At 70.4% G+C, this 13,045-nt stretch carries 14 protein-coding genes; 7 read left to right on the forward strand and 7 right to left on the reverse strand.

Annotated elements, in window-relative coordinates:
• The first annotated feature begins 33 nt into the window (after window positions 1–33).
• From gcvH to ABD987_RS09245, 4 genes are read left to right on the forward strand one after another with little or no spacing between them, the layout of a single operon-like run.
• The gene (gene gcvH / locus ABD987_RS09230; protein WP_345389156.1) at window positions 34–414 is read left to right on the forward strand and encodes a glycine cleavage system protein GcvH; all 381 of its coding nucleotides are present in this window, start codon (window positions 34–36) and stop codon (window positions 412–414) included.
• Between the two features lie 3 nt (window positions 415–417).
• The gene (locus ABD987_RS09235; protein WP_345389157.1) at window positions 418–1,692 is read left to right on the forward strand and encodes a serine hydroxymethyltransferase; all 1,275 of its coding nucleotides are present in this window, start codon (window positions 418–420) and stop codon (window positions 1,690–1,692) included.
• Window positions 1,689–2,693: a lipoyl synthase gene (lipA, locus tag ABD987_RS09240; protein ID WP_345389158.1), complete on the forward strand. Its 1,005-nt coding sequence runs from the start codon at window positions 1,689–1,691 to the stop codon at window positions 2,691–2,693. Before ABD987_RS09235 ends, lipA begins: the two co-directional genes overlap by 4 nt.
• Window positions 2,694–2,708: 15 nt before the next feature.
• The gene (locus ABD987_RS09245; RefSeq protein ID WP_345389159.1) at window positions 2,709–4,082 is read left to right on the forward strand and encodes an L-serine ammonia-lyase; all 1,374 of its coding nucleotides are present in this window, start codon (window positions 2,709–2,711) and stop codon (window positions 4,080–4,082) included.
• A gap of 1 nt (window position 4,083) precedes the next feature.
• Here the strand turns inward: ABD987_RS09245 and ABD987_RS09250 are convergent, their stop codons facing one another.
• The 4 genes from ABD987_RS09250 to ABD987_RS09265 all read right to left on the reverse strand — a co-directional run bounded on the left by ABD987_RS09250 (window position 4,084) and on the right by ABD987_RS09265 (window position 5,971).
• Window positions 4,084–4,869: a hypothetical protein gene (locus tag ABD987_RS09250; RefSeq protein ID WP_345389160.1), complete on the reverse strand. Its 786-nt coding sequence runs from the start codon at window positions 4,867–4,869 to the stop codon at window positions 4,084–4,086.
• Between the two features lie 41 nt (window positions 4,870–4,910).
• Complete coding sequence (locus ABD987_RS09255; protein WP_345389162.1) at window positions 4,911–5,093, reverse strand: hypothetical protein; 183 nt, start codon at window positions 5,091–5,093, stop codon at window positions 4,911–4,913.
• A gap of 87 nt (window positions 5,094–5,180) precedes the next feature.
• On the reverse strand, window positions 5,181–5,366 hold the full coding sequence (locus tag ABD987_RS09260; protein WP_345389164.1) for a hypothetical protein: 186 nt from the start codon (window positions 5,364–5,366) through the stop codon (window positions 5,181–5,183).
• Window positions 5,367–5,377: 11 nt separating this feature from the next.
• The gene (locus ABD987_RS09265) at window positions 5,378–5,971 is read right to left on the reverse strand and encodes an ArsR/SmtB family transcription factor (protein ID WP_345389166.1); all 594 of its coding nucleotides are present in this window, start codon (window positions 5,969–5,971) and stop codon (window positions 5,378–5,380) included.
• A gap of 92 nt (window positions 5,972–6,063) precedes the next feature.
• Between ABD987_RS09265 and ABD987_RS09270 the strand changes: the two genes are divergently transcribed.
• Both ABD987_RS09270 and ABD987_RS09275 read left to right on the forward strand, forming a co-directional pair.
• Complete coding sequence (locus ABD987_RS09270; protein WP_345389168.1) at window positions 6,064–6,786, forward strand: FadR/GntR family transcriptional regulator; 723 nt, start codon at window positions 6,064–6,066, stop codon at window positions 6,784–6,786.
• A gap of 76 nt (window positions 6,787–6,862) precedes the next feature.
• Entirely contained in the window at window positions 6,863–8,749 is a 1,887-nt protein-coding gene (locus ABD987_RS09275; RefSeq protein WP_345389170.1) for a transglycosylase domain-containing protein, read from the forward strand.
• 129 nt (window positions 8,750–8,878) lie between these two features.
• Here ABD987_RS09275 and ABD987_RS09280 read toward each other — a convergent pair whose 3' ends face one another.
• Window positions 8,879–9,535, reverse strand: a complete 657-nt coding sequence (locus ABD987_RS09280) for an O-methyltransferase (RefSeq protein WP_345389172.1) — start codon at window positions 9,533–9,535, stop codon at window positions 8,879–8,881.
• Between the two features lie 18 nt (window positions 9,536–9,553).
• Window positions 9,554–10,399 (reverse strand): ABC transporter ATP-binding protein, encoded by an 846-nt coding sequence (locus ABD987_RS09285; protein WP_345389174.1) that lies wholly within the window; start codon window positions 10,397–10,399, stop codon window positions 9,554–9,556.
• A 70-nt stretch (window positions 10,400–10,469) separates the two neighbouring features.
• On the opposite strand from ABD987_RS09285, the gene ABD987_RS09290 reads away from it, so the two are divergent.
• A complete protein-coding gene (locus ABD987_RS09290) occupies window positions 10,470–10,913 on the forward strand; it encodes a VOC family protein (RefSeq protein ID WP_345389176.1) in 444 nt (147 codons plus the stop codon).
• Window positions 10,914–11,012: 99 nt separating this feature from the next.
• Here ABD987_RS09290 and ABD987_RS09295 read toward each other — a convergent pair whose 3' ends face one another.
• Window positions 11,013–12,995: an SDR family oxidoreductase gene (locus tag ABD987_RS09295; protein WP_345389178.1), complete on the reverse strand. Its 1,983-nt coding sequence runs from the start codon at window positions 12,993–12,995 to the stop codon at window positions 11,013–11,015.
• Window positions 12,996–13,045 lie beyond the last annotated feature (50 nt).

The raw sequence follows: 13,045 nt of genomic DNA on the forward strand, positions 1-13,045 counted from the left end.
CGGGTTTCGTCGGCTCCACCGAAAGGCTTTGTCATGACCAGCATTCCCCAGGAACTGTCCTACACCAAGGATCACGAGTGGCTGAGCGTCGCCGACGGCGTCGCCACGGTCGGGATCACCGCCTTCGCCGCCGAGTCGCTCGGCGACATCGTCTTCGTCCAGCTGCCCTCGGCGGGGGACCAGGTCACCGCGGGCGAGGTGTTCGGCGAGGTCGAGTCGACCAAGTCGGTCAGCGAGCTGTACTCGCCGGTCAGCGGCGAGGTCGTCGAAGTGAACGAGACCACTTCGGAGCGCCCCGAGGTCATCAACGACGACGCGTTCGGTCAGGGTTGGCTGGTGCGGGTGCGCGTCAGCGGTGACCTGCCGGAGTTGCTCAACGCCGCCGCGTACGCGGTGCTCACTCAGGAGGCCTGACCCATGACCACGTTCGACGCGCCGCTGTCCGAAGTGGACCCGGAGGTCGCCGCCGCGGTGGCCGACGAGCTCACCCGCCAGCAGTCCACCCTGGAGATGATCGCCTCGGAGAACTTCGCGCCGCTGGGCGTGCTCGAGGCGCAGGGTTCGGTACTGACCAACAAGTACGCCGAGGGCTACCCCGGCCGCCGCTACTACGGCGGTTGCGAGCACGTCGACGTCGTCGAGCAGCTCGCGATCGACCGCGCGAAGGAGCTTTTCGGCGCCGAGCACGCCAACGTGCAGCCGCACTCGGGCGCGCAGGCGAACGCCGCCGCGATGTTCGCGGTGCTCAAGCCCGGTGACACGATCCTCGGCCTCGACCTCGCGCACGGCGGGCACCTGACGCACGGGATGAAGATCAACTTCTCCGGCAAACTGTACAACGTCGTCGCCTACCATGTCGACAAGGAGACCGGCTTCGTCGATCTGGCCGAGATCGAGCGGCTGGCCGTCGAGCACAGGCCGAAGCTGATCGTCGCGGGCTGGTCCGCCTACCCGCGTCAGCTCGACTTCGCCGAGTTCCGCCGCATCGCCGACGCGGTGGACGCGAAGCTCATGGTCGACATGGCGCACTTCGCCGGGCTGGTCGCGGCCGGGCTGCACCCCTCGCCGGTGCCGCACGCCGACATCGTCACCACGACCACGCACAAGACGCTCGGCGGCCCGCGCGGCGGGCTCATCCTCTGCCGCCAGGAACTCGCGAAGAAGATCAACTCCGCGGTGTTCCCCGGCCAGCAGGGCGGGCCGCTCGAACACGTCATCGCCGCCAAGGCCGTCTCGCTGAAGATCGCCGCGAGCGAGGAGTTCCGCGAGCGCCAGGAGCGCGTGCTGGCGGGCGCGAAGATCCTCGCCGACCGGCTCTCGCGCACGGACACCGCGGAGGCGGGCGTCCGGGTGCTGACCGGCGGCACCGACGTGCACCTCGTGCTCGTCGACCTCGTTCAGTCCGCTTTGGACGGTCAGCAGGCCGAGGACCGGCTGCACTCGGTCGGCATCACGGTCAACCGCAACGCCGTCCCGTTCGACCCGCGCCCGCCGATGATCACCTCGGGGCTGCGTATCGGCACCCCGGCGCTGGCCACCCGCGGCTTCGGCGCCGAGGACTTCACCGAGGTCGCGGACATCATCGCCGAGGCGCTCAAGCCCGACTTCGACGACGACGTGCGCCAGACCCTGCGTGCCAGGGTCGAACTGCTGGCCAAGAAGCACCCGCTCTACGCCGATCTCGCGCGATGACCGCGGCACCGGAGGGTCGGAAGCTGCTGCGGCTGGAAGTCCGTAACAGCCAGACCCCGATCGAGAAGAAGCCTTCCTGGATCAAGACCCGCGCGAAGATGGGTCCGGAGTTCACGGAACTCAAGGGCTTGGTGCGTCGTGAGGGTTTGCACACGGTGTGTGAAGAGGCCGGGTGTCCCAACATTTATGAGTGTTGGGAGGATCGGGAGGCGACGTTCCTGATCGGTGGTGATCAGTGCACGCGTCGGTGTGATTTCTGTCAGATCGACACTGGTAAGCCCGCCGAGTTGGATCGGACCGAGCCGCGCAAGGTGGCTGAGAGTGTCCAGGCGATGGGGTTGCGGTACTCGACGGTGACCGGCGTCGCCCGCGATGACCTGGAGGATGGCGGCGCGTGGTTGTACGCGGAGACGGTGCGGCAGATCCACGAACTCAACCCGGGTACCGGTGTCGAGTTGTTGATTCCGGACTTCAACGCGGACCCGGCGCAGCTGGCCGAGGTGTTCGCTTCCCGCCCGGAGGTGTTGGCGCACAATCTGGAGACGGTGCCCCGGGTGTTCAAACGGATGCGTCCAGGTTTCCGGTACGCGCGGTCGCTTGAGGTGATTACCAAGGCGCGTGAGGCCGGTTTGGTGACGAAGTCGAATCTGATCCTGGGGATGGGTGAGACTCCGGACGAGGTGGCTCCGGCGATGCGGGATCTGGTGGGCGCGGGTTGTGAGATTTTGACGATTACGCAGTATCTGCGTCCGTCGCCGCGGCATCACCCAGTGGACCGCTGGGTCAAGCCGGAGGAGTTCGTCGAGCACTCCAAGGCCGCCGAGGCGATGGGGTTCGCCGGAGTGATGGCGGGGCCGCTCGTGCGGTCCTCCTACCGCGCCGGACGCCTCTACGCCCAGACGAAGAGTTACCGTGGAGAAGAGCTGCCGGACAACCTGAGGCACCTCGCCGAGGCGGGTCCGGCCGCGCAAGAGGCAAGCTCGCTGCTGGCGAGGACCTGAGGAAGGGGCGGATCAATGGCGATCAGCGTCTTCGACCTGTTTTCCATCGGCATCGGCCCGTCGAGCTCCCACACCGTCGGGCCGATGCGGGCCGCGCGGACCTTTGTGGACGGTCTCGCCGCGGAGGGCCTGCTGGACGGCACGGCCCGTGTCCAGGCCGAGCTGTTCGGCTCGCTCGGTGCCACCGGGTTCGGGCACGGCAGTGACAAGGCCGTGCTGCTCGGGCTCTCCGGTGACCGTCCCGAGGAGGTCGACACCACCACGGTGCCGGGCAGGATCGCGGAAATCCGCGAGTCCGGCAGGCTGAAACTGGGCGGCGACCACGAGATCGTGTTCACCGAGGACACCGACCTCACCATGCACCGCCGCAAGTCGCTGCCCGCGCACCCCAACGGCATGGTCTTCCGCGCGTTCGACGGCGACGGCGCCCTGCTGCGCGAGCGGACGTACTACTCGGTCGGCGGCGGGTTCGTCCGGGACGAGTCCTACGAGACCGACACGGTGATCGTGGAGGACTCGACCCCGGTGCCGTATCCGTTCCGTACCGGCGCCGACCTGCTCGCGCACTGCGCGTCGACCGGCCTGCCGGTCAGCGAGATCATGCTCCGCAACGAACTCGCCTGGCGGACCGAGGACGAGATCCGCGAGGGTCTGCTCGGCATCTGGGCCGTCATGGCCGAATGTGTCCACAACGGCTGCGCGCACGAAGGCGTGCTGCCCGGCGGGCTCAAGGTGCCGCGGCGCGCGAAGGCGTTGCACGACAAGCTGCTCGCCGAGGACGGCGCCGACGACCCGCTGTACGCGATGGACTGGGTCAGCCTGTACGCGCTCGCGGTGAACGAGGAGAACGCAGCGGGCGGGCGGGTCGTCACCGCGCCCACCAACGGCGCGGCCGGGATCATCCCCGCGGTGCTGCACTACTACCAGCGGTTCATCCGTGGCGCGTCGGACGACGGGATCGTGACGTTCCTGCTCACCGCCGGCGCGATCGGCTCGATCCTCAAGCAGACCGGGTCGATCTCCGGGGCCGAGGTCGGGTGCCAGGGCGAGGTCGGGTCGGCGTCCGCGATGGCCGCCGCCGGGCTCACCGAGGTACTCGGTGGCACCCCGGCGCAGGTGGAGAACGCCGCGGAGATCGGCGTCGAACACCACCTCGGGCTCACCTGCGACCCGGTCGGCGGGCTCGTGCAGATTCCGTGCATCGAGCGCAACGCGGTCGGCGCGTCCAAGGCCATCCACGCCGCGCGGATGGCGATGCGCGGCGACGGGAGCCACGTCGTCACGCTGGACAAGGCGATCAAGACGATGCGGGAGACCGGCGCCGACATGAGCGTCAAGTACAAGGAGACCGCGCGAGGCGGCCTCGCGGTCAACGTCATCGAGTGCTGAGCTAGTTCTCGGTGCGTGGCCGGGGCGGGATCGACGCCTCGGCCACGCGCCGGGCGCGCGTGACGTACAGCGTGACGAAGAACGCGATAGCACCAGGGCCGAACACGAGCATCACCAGCACGATGACCTGGACGAAGACGGGCGAGTCAACGCTCGACGACTCCGTGCCGTCGGCCAGCTGCACCGCGAGAAACACCAGAACCGCGAGGGCCGCCGCCGACGTGAACACCGCCACGGCGAGCGCGGCCTGCCACGGTGCCAGCCGTGGCGGAGTATGGGACTGCCGGACATCGGCCGACTGCCAGGCCGGGCCCCGCCGGGCACGCCAGATGCGGCGCAGGATTTCGGTTTCGTGGTCGAGGTCCAGGCCATTGCGGTCATTGAGGTTCGGCAGGACGGTCCGGCGGCCCGTGTCGTCGTACACCGCCGTGACGAAGTAGGGCGCGGACTTGAGCTGCCGGTGGAGTTTCGGCTCGACGACGATGTTCTGGATCCGGGTCCACGGCGTCTTCCTGGCTCGGAACCAGCCGTGGACGGTCAGGCCGTCCTGGTCGGTGTGGGTCGCGCTCACCAGCGAATACCAGACGATCAGGACGAGCGGTACGGCCACCAGCACGGTGACGATGATGCGCATGGGGACGTCGGTGGCCAGCATGAACAGCTGGCCGAGCTGAAGGACGAGCAGCAGCACCACGATCGGCGTCAATTCGGAGAAGCGCGTACGGGTGAGGCGGTACTCGCGTAGCTCGTCGTCGTCCGCGAACGGCTCGGGCGTGAACCGGCTCATGGCGTCCCCAGTCGCCGGAGGCCTGTCCGGCTGATTCCGTTCTACACCCGGAAGTCCCGCGCGCCAACGTTTTCAGTGTGGCCTTCAGGCTCGATGGCCAGCCGGAGTCCGACCTCGACGAGCGTCCAGCCGAGGCGCCGCCGCGTGCCGGTCAGGCATGCCCGCCGCGCGCGGACATCGCGGCGTAACTCGGCCTCTCGCTCGCTGACCAGATCCTGTGCCATCAGAAAATGCACCGCACCCCCTCGTTCGGTGACCACCGGACGTCGTCAATGGTTGCGGACCGTGGCCGGACGATTCCAGTGGTTTTCTCACGAAATACCGCGGTTCAGCTCAGGGCGAGCACGTTCGGAGGCCAGCCGCAGGCCGATTTCGACGAGTGCCCAGCCGAGGCGTTCCCGCTGGGTGCCGGGCCGTTTCGCGCGGCGGGCGGCGGATTTCCGCAGGTCCGCCTCCCGCGCGCGGACCACGTCCGAGGCGTGGAGAAAGTGCACCATGGTTCGCCCCCTCAGCCGGATTCCTCGGTGTCTTCGGGCCGTGCCCGCCGGGGGAACGCGGACCACTGCGTGAGCACGCGGTCGTCGCCCGGCCGCGCGTCCCGGCGGTAGCGCTCGACCACCGCGTGGATCTCTTCGCTCATCTCCAGCGCCTCGTCCGGGGTCAGCGAGAGCCGGGCGTCGCCGAAGACGACCTTGCCGGACCACCTGTCCGCCCAGCGCGGGGCTTCGGCGACGAACTGTGATTCGGCCTGGTAGCGCTGCTCGACCACGGTGCGCAGGAACGCGTCCAACGGTCCGGTCAGGTCCGGGTCGCCGAGGAAGTCGGACGTCCGCAGGTGGGTCGATTCCTGGAGCGGACGCCACCAGCGTTCGCGTTTGTTCCCGCGTCCGGTGTCCTCCTCGACGAGCCCGGCCTCGGCCAGCACGCGCAGATGCCAGCTGGTGGTACCCGAACTCTCGCCGACCCGTTTGCCCAGCCCGGTCGCGGTGGCAGGGCCGTCGGCCTGCAGCAGTTCGAGCATCCGCATGCGCAGCGGATGACCCAGCGCGCGCAGCATCCGCGCGTCGATCGGCCGTCCCCGGCCCTGGCTGTCCCCGGTCATGGCCCCACCTTAGAACACAGAGAGTTCTTTGCAAAGGTTCCTCTGTGGTTGACGGGCGGCGGCGGGGAAACGGCTCGGCATAAACTCGGCTGGTGGAGTCGACGTCGGTGGCGAATGCCGGTGAAGCGCTGTTCCGCCCGGTACGGACGGGCAACGCGTTCGAAGAGACCGTCGAACGGCTTCTGCAGGCCATCCGCCTCGGCGTGGTCGGCGCGGGGGAGCGGCTGCCCTCCGAGCGGGAGCTGGCCGAGCGGCTCGGCGTCAGCCGGGTCACGCTGCGCGAGGCGATCCGGGCACTGGCCGACGCCGGGTACGTCGAGTCGCGGCGCGGGCGGTACGGCGGCACGTTCGTCAACGAGAACCTGCCCGCTCCCGGCCAGTCCGTCGGGTCGCGCCCGGTCGGGGCGGTCGCGCTGGAGGACGCGCTGAGCCTGCGGCACGTACTGGAGACCGGGGCCGCCGAGATGGCCGCGTCGCGCTCGCTGACCCCGGCCGACCGTCAGCACCTGACCAGCACGCTCGCCGAGGCGTCGGCCGCCGAGCTGGCCGACTACCGGCGCAAGGACTCCCGGCTGCACCTGGCCATCGCCGAGGTCACCGCGTCCGGTTCGCTGACCACCGCGATGGCCGACGCGCGGACGCGGGTCAACCAGCTGCTCGACCGGATCCCGCTGCTGGAGCCGAACCTGGAGCACTCCAACGCCCAGCACGAGGAGATCGTCGACGCGATCCTCGCCGGGGACCCGGTCGCCGCGCGGCGCGCGATGGCCGAACACATCGAGGGCACCGCTTCGCTGCTGCGCGCGTTCCTCTGACCGCGAATTGTCATGATCCTGTTTCAGTGATCGCGCGATCCTCAACCTCGTCACCCGGCCGTGCGTCGATCGTGACGTGGCTGAGATTTCTGGGGAATCAGAGTCCGAAACGGGTGAACCGGTCGCCGAGGAGAAGACGGTTCACCGGTGGCGGCGCGTCCGCCGGATCGTCTGCTGGACCGCCGGGATCGGGATCGGCGTCCCGCTGCTCGCGTTCTGGGTGGCGTATCTGCTGCTCGACGTCCGCAGCCCGCAGGAGGTGCTCGCCGACCTCGACAAGACCGTGACGCTGGACTTCTCGGACGGTTCCGAACTGCTCAAGGTCGTCCCGCCCGAGGGTGACCGGCTCTTCGTGCCCTACGCGCGGGTGCCTGCGAAACTGCGGGACGCGATCGTCGCGACCGAGGACCCGACGTTCTGGGACAACCAGGGTTTCGACCCGACCGGCGTCGGCCGCGCGCTGCTGACCGGGTTCGGCGGCGGGTCCGGCATCACCCAGCAGTACATCAAGAAGTCCACCGGGAACGACGAGCACGCGGTCACCCGCAAGCTCTCCGAGCTGGTGCTCGCCACGAAGATCACCCAGGAACAGCCGAAGGAGAAGATCTTCGAGAGCTATGTGAACATCATTTCCTTCGGGCGCAACACCTTCGGCCCCGCCGCCGCGATGAACGCGTTCTTCGGCCGTCCCCTCGACGACTCCCTGACCTGGAGCGAGGCCGCGTTCCTGGCCGGGATGATCCAGTCCCCGTCGGTGCACGATCCGGCCGTCTCCGGCGACGCGCACGCGCTGAAACGCTGGGAGTACGTGCGGGACAAGCTGGTCGAACGCGGGTACGTCCAGGGCGAGGAGATCGGCAGGATGGCCTATCCCGGCCAGGAGATCCAGGCGCCCTCGGAGACCAGGGCGGGCCAGACGACCTACGCGCAGTACCACGTCAAACAGGCCGTGCTCGCCGAGCTCGAACGGAACGGCTTCCCGCTGAGCAGGCTCCGGGAGGGCACCCTGCGCGTCGAGACGACCATCGACCGGCGGGCGCAGGAGAACGCGCGCAAGACGCTCAAGGACCGCCTGGCGGGCGAGCCGCGTGAGCTGCGCGGCGCGCTCGTGGCCGTCGAACCGGGGACGGGCGCGGTGCGCGCGTACGACGGCGGTGATGACGGCGTACGCGACTACGCGGGCGTCGCGCATCCGGCGGGTTCGGCGTTCTACCCGTTCAGCATGGTGGCCGGGCTGCGCGCGGGAGTCGGCGTCGACCAGCCCGCGGTGTCCCCGGCGGAGACCGAGTTCCTCGGCGAGTGGTTCCGGTACCCGGACGTCTGCGGCGAGCACTGCACCTACCGGCAGGCGCTGCGGCGGGCGGCGGACGCGCCGTTCGCCGCGCTGGCGAAGCGGGTGGGCGCGGACGCGCTGAGCGCCGCCGCCCGCGACGCCGGGATCCCGGCGGCCGTCGACGGGGCCGCGACGATGCGGGAGTACAACAGCGACCTCATCGGCGCGGGCATCGCGATCGGGCGCTATCCCTTGCGGCCCTTGGACATGGCGGGTGCCTACGCGACGTTCGCGGCCAAGGGGACGCGCGCGGCGCCCTATCTGGTGGAGAAGATCCGGGACGAGAAGGGCGAAATCGTCTGGCAGCACACCGAGCAGCGGTCGGCGTTCGCCGGCGACGTGGCGGCGAGCGCGCGGCTGGCCGACACGGTGACGGACGCGTTGCGCACCAAGCTGCCCGACGGCCGCCCGGCCGCACTCGCGACGGGCCAGTTCGAACAGGGCATCAGCGAGGACTACGCGGCGGCGTGGGCGATCGGCTCCACACCGAACCTGACGACCGCGGTGTGGCTCGGCAGTGAGGACGACAACTGGCGCATCCGGAACGCGAAGAACGAGAAGATCACCGGCGCGACGATACCGACGGACATCTGGCAGACCTTCATGCTCCGCACCGGAAAAGGCCCGTGAGACCGACGTACCCGGAGGGTCGGCCAGCGTACCTGGAGGGTCGGCCGGTGAGCCGACCGTCCAGGTACGCGAGCCGACCTCCTGGGTACGCGAGCCGACCGTCCGGGTACGCGAGTTGACGGGTGCCGGTCAGGTGACCAGGGCCACCGTGAGGCCGTCGTGGCCCTTCGCGCCGACGGTCTGGAGCGTGGTCGCGTCGATCCGGGGTTCGCGGGAGATCAGCTCGTTCATCGCCCGCACGCCGAGCGCCGCCGGGTCGGTGGTGCCAGGATCGGCCACCGTGCCCCGCCGGACGACGTTGTCGACGACGACCATCGTGCCCGGCCGGGACAGCCGGACCGCCTCGGCGAGGTACCCGGCGAGGTTGGGCTTGTCCGCGTCGATGAAGACGAAGTCGAACGGCCCGGTCAGCCGGGGCAGGGTGTCGAGCGCGGCGCCGACGCGGATCTCCACGACCTCCTCGCCGAATCCGGCGCGGCGCAGGTTCGCGCGGGCGACCTCGGCGTGTTTCGGCTCGAACTCGCACGTGACGAGCTTGCCGCCCTCGGGCAGCGCCCGCGCGAGCCAGATGGTGCTGTACCCGCCGAGGGTCCCGATCTCCAGTATCGAGCGGGCGCGCACGCCGCGGGCCAGCAGGTTGAGCAGCTTGCCCTGGTTGGGCGCGACCGCGATGGACGGCAGCCCGGCCGCCCGCGAGTCGGCGAGCGCGGCGTCGAGCACCGGGTCGGCGGGGATCATCGCGTCCGCGAGATAACCGTCCACTGTGGACCAGAGTTCCTTGCTCATGGCACCTCCACGGCCAATCTAGCCCGCGCGGCGGTCCGCCTTCGGGATCACCAGCGGCGTGCCGGTCTCCGGGCACGGCATCACGGTGCACGGCAGCTCGAAGATTTCCTCGACGTTCGCCGCCGTGACGACCTCGTCCGGGGTGCCGGTCGCGAGCACCTTCCCGTCCCGCATGGCGATCATGTGCGTGGCGTAACGCGCCGCGTGGTTGAGGTCGTGCAGCACAGCCACCAGCGTCCGGCCCTGGTCGGCGTGCAGCCGCGCGCAGAGGTCGAGGATGTCCATCTGGTGCGCGATGTCCAGGTAGGTCGTCGGCTCGTCGAGCAGGAGCAGGTCGGTCTGCTGGGCCAGCGCCATCGCCATCCAGACGCGCTGGCGCTGCCCGCCGGACAGCTCGTCGACCAGCCGCTCGGCGAGATCGTCGACGCCGGTGGCGCGCATCGACCCGGCGACCACGGCGGCGTCCTCGCGGGACCACTGGCGCAGCAGCTTCTGGTGCGGGTACCGGCCGCGGGCGACCAGATCGGCGACGGTGATCCCGTCCGGCGCGATCGAGCTCTGCGGCAGCAGCCCCAGCCGCCGCGCGACCTCCTTGGCCGGGTAGGAGCCGATCACCTCGCCGTCGAGGAACACCGAGCCCTTGCGCGGCTTGAGCATCCGGGACAGCGCGCGCAGCAGCGTCGTCTTCCCGCAGGCGTTGGGCCCGACGATGACGGTGAAGGACTGGTCGGGGATGACGACCCCGAGGTCCTCGGCCACGGTCCGGCCGTCGTAGGCGAGGGTGAGCGCTTCGGCGCGCAGCCGCGTCTCACCGGCCGGCGAGGTCCGGGCGGGCCCCGCGATCGTGTTCACGGTCTGTTCCACACAGGTTAGGCTAACCTAGCGATCCGTGGCCGCGGTGTTCCGTGCGTCGCATTCGCTTAGGGTCCCTCGCATGAGCGGCTTCTATCACGCCTGTTTCGTCGTGCCCGACCTCGAAAAGGCCATGCGGGACTTCACCACCGCCACCGGGACGTCGTGGCGGCCGGTCCGTGACGGGCGGCTCGGCGACTGGGATTACCGGATCGTGTTCTCCGAAGGACCACCGCATCTGGAGCTGATCGAGGGACCGCCGGGCAGCCCGTGGGACTGCGGCGGCGCCGCGCGGTTCGACCATCTGGGCTGGTGGACGCGGTCCATCGAGGACGCCTCCGCGCGGCTGGCCGCGTCGGGTTTCCCCGCCGAGTTCGACGCCTGCCCGTACGGCCGCCCGTTCGCCTATCACCGCGTCGACAGCATCGGGGCCCGCATCGAACTCGTCGACGTCGCCGTCCAGCCGGGGTTCCTCGAAACCTGGAACCCCGGCGGCACCCCGATGCGTGCCCTGGAGGAGAACTGACGTGATCAGACGGCGACTTCGCGTGATCAGGTGGAGACTTCGCGAATCTCCGCCTGATCACGCGAGATCTCCGTTCCCGCACGCGAGACCTCCGGCGGATCACGCGCGGCGGCGCCAGAGGAGGCGGGTGACGGCGGCGGCGACGGAGGCGGGGGCCGGCTGCCGGGGCAGGTCGCGGGCCTCGGGGGCGGACTCGGGCATCGCGCGGTAGGCGAGGTGCACGGCGAAGCGGGTCAACCGCGGCGCGGCCAGTGTCGCCAGTTCGGCGGCGCGGCCCTCCGGGAGGCTGAGGATCTCGGGACGCTCCTCCAGGGCCTTGACCACCAGCGCGGCCGCGCGTTCCGGGCTGCTCGACGGGATCCCGCGATACGACGACGGCGTGATCATCGGCGTGCGCACCAGCGGCATCCGGACGGAGCTGAACGTGACGCCGTCGGACAGCGTCTCGCGGCCGGTGACGCGGCCGAACTCCTCCAGCGCCGCCTTCGACGCGAGGTACGCCGCGAAGCGCGGGGTGTCGGTCTGGAGTCCTTGCGTGGTCACGTTGACGACGTGCCCGAAGCGGCGTCGCAACATCGACGGCAGCAGGCCGAGGGTGAGCCGGACCGGGCCGAAGTAGTTGATCGCCATCGTGCGCTCGAAATCGTGCACCCGCTCGGTGGACAGGCTCACCGAGCGCCGGATCGACCGGCCCGCGTTGTTGACCAGCATGTCGACGGCGCCGTGCTCGGCGAGCACCGCCTTGACGAGCGCGTCCACCGCGTCGCCGTCGGTCAGGTCGCACGGGTAGGCCGTCGCCTGCCCGCCCGCGGCGGCGATCTCGGCGCGGACCTCCTCCAGTTCGTCCGCGCGCCGGGCGACCAGCAGCACCTTCGCGCCGCGCTTGGCCACCTTCAGCGCGGACGCGCGCCCGATGCCGGAGGACGCGCCGGTGATCAGCACGACGCGCCCGGTCAGCCCGCCGCCGTGCCGCGCGCGGTCGGGGTCGAGGTGCTCACGCCAGTAGCGGTAGAGCGGATGCGCGTAGTCCCGCAGCTCGGGCAGCTCGACGCCGCTGCCGAAGAGTGCCGAGGTGGTGCGCGCGGTGTCGAACTCGACGGCCATGCTCAGGTGCGGCAGGACGGGCAGCGGGATGCCCAGCTCGTCCAGCACGGCCGCGCGGGTGGCGCGCCCGCCGGGGAGGCGATCGACCCCGGCCGCGGCGGCGCGCGCGAGGCGGGAGCCGATCGAACGGACCACTGTGGACGGTCGGGACGGCAGCACGGCGCCGATCCGGGGACCGCCCGCGGCGTGGGAGAAGGCGTTGTAGACCTCGTGCAGCGGCTGCGGCCGGGGCGAGGCGAGGTGGTAGGTGGCCCCGGACGGCGCGTCGCGGTGCATCAGGTACTCCATCGCCGCGACGACGTAGTCCACCGGCACCAGGTTCGTCGCGCCGAGGTCGGGCGCGGCCAGCGGCAGCCTGCCGGGCAGCGCGGCGAGCCGGGAGATCGCGGGGAGGAAGTAGTACGGCCCGTCGATCTTGTCCATCTCGCCGGTCCGCGAATCGCCGACCACCGCCGAGGGCCGGTACACCCGGAACGGCACGGCGTGCTGGGCGCGCACCAGCTTCTCGGCCTCGAACTTCGTGGCGTGGTAAGGAGAAGCGAAGTGCTGTCCGAGGTCGAAGTCCTCCTCGGTGAACCGGCCCGCGTGGTCGCCCGCCACCGCGATGGAGGACACGTGGTGCACCAGGCCGGCCTTCGCGGCCGCCGCGAACGCGAGCAGGTTCCGGGTGCCCTCGACGTTGGCGGCGCGGTTGACCTCGTCGCTCGCGGTGAGGTCGTAGACCGCGCCGAGGTGGACCACGTGGTCGATCCCGGCGAGGTCCGCCGGGTCGAGGCCGAGTGCCGGTTCGGTGAGATCCCCGGTGACCGGGATCAGCCTGTCGGCGCCCGCCCAGTCGCGGGAGAGCGCCGCCAGCCGGTCGCGCGAGGTCTCGCGGACGAGTACGTGGACGGCGGTCGTCTCCCGCCGCCGCAGCAGCCGGGCGACCAGGCGCTTCCCGATGAAGCCCGTCGCGCCGGTCACGAAGTAGGTGGTCATCGTCGTCCCCTTCGGTCAGGGGAGACTGTACCTACTCGCAAGTAGGAACG

Origin of the sequence: Amycolatopsis samaneae, from assembly GCF_039541975.1 — a bacterium.
Taxonomy (GTDB): Bacteria; Actinomycetota; Actinomycetes; order Mycobacteriales; family Pseudonocardiaceae; genus Amycolatopsis; species Amycolatopsis samaneae.